This is a genomic window from Acinetobacter sp. UBA1297 (assembly GCF_002307755.1).
Lineage (GTDB): Bacteria > Pseudomonadota > Gammaproteobacteria > Pseudomonadales > Moraxellaceae > Acinetobacter > Acinetobacter radioresistens.
The window spans coordinates 1-3,008 of the sequence record NZ_DBUF01000025.1; the positions used below are offsets into that span (position 1 = coordinate 1).

At 34.4% G+C, this 3,008-nt stretch carries 3 protein-coding genes; all 3 read right to left on the reverse strand.

What is annotated here, in order from left to right; translation table 11 throughout:
• Positions 1-674: 674 nt before the first annotated feature.
• Complete coding sequence (locus tag B3R63_RS10450) at positions 675-1,526, reverse strand: alpha/beta fold hydrolase (protein WP_286730967.1); 852 nt, start codon at positions 1,524-1,526, stop codon at positions 675-677.
• A complete protein-coding gene (locus B3R63_RS10455) occupies positions 1,523-1,960 on the reverse strand; it encodes a MarR family winged helix-turn-helix transcriptional regulator (protein WP_005017607.1) in 438 nt (145 codons plus the stop codon). Before B3R63_RS10455 ends, B3R63_RS10450 begins: the two co-directional genes overlap by 4 nt.
• 310 nt (positions 1,961-2,270) lie before the next feature.
• Positions 2,271-2,585 carry an ankyrin repeat domain-containing protein gene (locus tag B3R63_RS10460; protein ID WP_034671379.1) on the reverse strand — a complete coding sequence of 105 codons (315 nt, stop codon included), beginning with the start codon at positions 2,583-2,585 and terminating at the stop codon, positions 2,271-2,273.
• Between the last annotated feature and the right edge of the window lie 423 nt (positions 2,586-3,008).

Sequence of the window (3,008 nt, forward strand, 5' to 3'; positions counted from 1 at the left end):
TTCATATTCTCTTAATGATCTTTCTAATACCTCGTCAGTACTAGAAGCTGGACTTCGATAAACTCAACAACTTAGCGCCTTGCGCTTGTTTATTTCCGTCTATCTCGTCGGTATGGGGTGCATTCTAGAGGATTTCAGAATCATTGCAACCCCCCATTTAATATATTTTTCACGTATGTACTATTTTTCAGCAAAAATAAGAAAAAAGGCTTTTTATTTCTCATTTTTTAACCATTTTCTTGTATTTTTTCTACTTTTTTAATTTTTTTAAATCGTTCTTTCTTATTTTAACTTCGGTTAGACAAGTTAATTTTTATTCTTCACTCATCTATTTCATATGACCTAAATTATTATTTAAACCCTGCTGTATGTTTTATCGCCTCTATTTAAATTAATTTTTAAGAAAGGCTATATAGCTTTCATCGACCTTTAGGCTGGTCATTGCTGGATATTGGCCCGGACCTTTTTATATTCTTTTTCAAAAAATAGTTGAGCGCATTTTTTATATGACAATGAAGAATCACTCACTGCTTGTATTCAGGCAGATTAATATCCCGCTTAGATATAATTAACCCTAGCCTCTCAATGATATTAAAAAATTTTATTTTTAAATTTTCTGTTCTCTACGTATCAAGGAAGAGTAGCTTTATTCACTCTTCCTTAATACTCTAGAATCAGTTTAACTGACCAGCAATAAGTGGCCATAAATTTTGGTGTGAAGGCCTGAACATTAACATATGCCCAATTGATCGATGGCCATAATGTTTTGGTTGTATAATTAATTTCTTTGTAGGGGCCAGCGGATAAAGTTTCAGCAAAGCATCAATATTCTGTTCTGTTGCAATTTCATCATCAGTTGCTGCAATAGCAGTAATCGGGCAGCAAACCTGTTCATGATAATGTTTATTGATCGTTTTACCTACCGCATTCATGACATAGCCAGGACGGCTACAGAATTGTGCCCATTGCCGCGCAACGCCTTTCGGTAAGTTTTCGCCCATTCCAATTACTTTAGCGGCTCCATATCCTTTAAAAGCTGAACTTAGGGGAAATAGCAGATTAAACATAAGGGGTGCCAGAAGTTTGGTACGGCCTTTTAATCCTTTGATATGCCCTGTCGAGCCTGCAATAGAAATAAGCTGTTTAATCTGCTGATGATTTTCAACCAGACCCACTAACTGACCACCCGCACTATGCCCGATAATGTTTACCTGAGAAGCACCCGTCTTTTTTAGCGCTGTATCAATGACCGCTGGCAGGTCCAGTAAACCCCAATCTTGAATAGATGCTTTAGAATCTTTTAGTGCGCCATTAAGTGAAGCACCAATTCCCCTAAAGTCAAAAGTCAGAACATCATAACCCTGCTGAGTTAACCATACGGCAAAAGGTTGATAGAATTGCTGAACAATACCAGTAGCTGGAGAAATGATTATAGGTTCACTCTTTTTTATAGGGGCAGTACTAGGGTACAAAATTCCTTTCAGGATATAGCCATCTCGACATTTCACTTCAATATAGTTATTCATAAATCTTTTTCCTTCATTTTATCTAAATTTTTTGTCAAAAAATCTAGCCATTTTTCAATAGTACAAATTTCTTCAATGCTAAATCCCTGCTGCATATACTGATTTAAATAAGTGGCTTTTTGCTTGAGCTCTGGAAGAAGTGATCTGGATAAATCGGTCAAAAATAGACAGGTAGTTCTAGCATCGGTTGGAGAACTTTTTTTAATCACCAGCTTTTGTATTGTCATTCGTTGAATGAGCCCGGTAATTGCAGAGGGAACCAACTGCATCCGTGAAGCCAGTTCCGTAAGCGTTATGCCATCCTGCTGATCAAGATAAAACAGTACCAGCATTTGTGAAGGACTTTGCAATTCTTCTGGAAGACACTGCCTGATCAGGCTTTGTACTTTATGGTCTGCCTGACTCAGCAGATAGATCAATTTAGGTCGAGACATAAAATACTTCACATGTGAAATAATTAATTATTCTGCTTGATTAAAGCAAAAGTGTAAATTTTTCAAATTTACTGAACAGTCAAGAAATATAATCTTGTCAGTTTAAACTTACATCTTCTTCTGCTTTTTGCAGCTAGATCAATTAAGTTATTCAAAGTATTCTGAGATCAACAAGGAACAGGAAGTTCCAGAACATAAAACAACAATAATATGTTTTAGCACCAGGAGCGTGAGGTATAACAGGAGTTTTACCTACAAGCGAAATATAAAGGAATCTCATCAGGATGATGAGGTTCCTTTTTTAATATATTTATTTAAATGATTTTAGAAAATCGACAATTTCAGAATGCATAGCCATTTCTGCCAGCTGTAGAACAGTATATTGCCCTTTACTATGTAGATCAGCTCCTTTGTCTATAAGAAGTTTCACAATACCTAAATAACCATTTTCGGCTGCAGCATGCAGTGCACTGTATCCTTCTTCATCAGCCTGGTTTGGGTCAATGCCAGCATCTAATAACTGTTTAACGTGTTCCATATCACCTAAAGACGCCCAATACACAATTTCAGGAAGCCGAAGTTCAGCTTCATCTTGGGATACAGGAGAGAATGAATTAAATTTCATATGAATAACACCTACATTGAGTATGGCTGGTTTAAATTGAGAAACAGCTTTTAAATAAGATTCAACCCTAGTTATTTATTTTTTATTTATTTACAGAAATTAATTTTCTGATTCTAGAAGTATTTTAAATATTTATAAATATTATCTAAAGATAAAGTATAGATTTTTATCTTGTAACTGATTATTTATAAAATAAGCTACTTCATGCTTTTAAAAGAAATTTAAATATTAAAATATTTGTAGACTAAAGGAAGCCTATTGAATATTCATTAAATTTTATATTGTTTAACCCTTATATAGGATTACTTAACATTAGATGAATTATTGACTATTATTTAAAAGAGTTCAAAAAATATCATTCTAATATTATTTAACCCCCGCATAAAAAAAGCCCCCTCATGTGAGGGGGCTTTTTAGAATAAT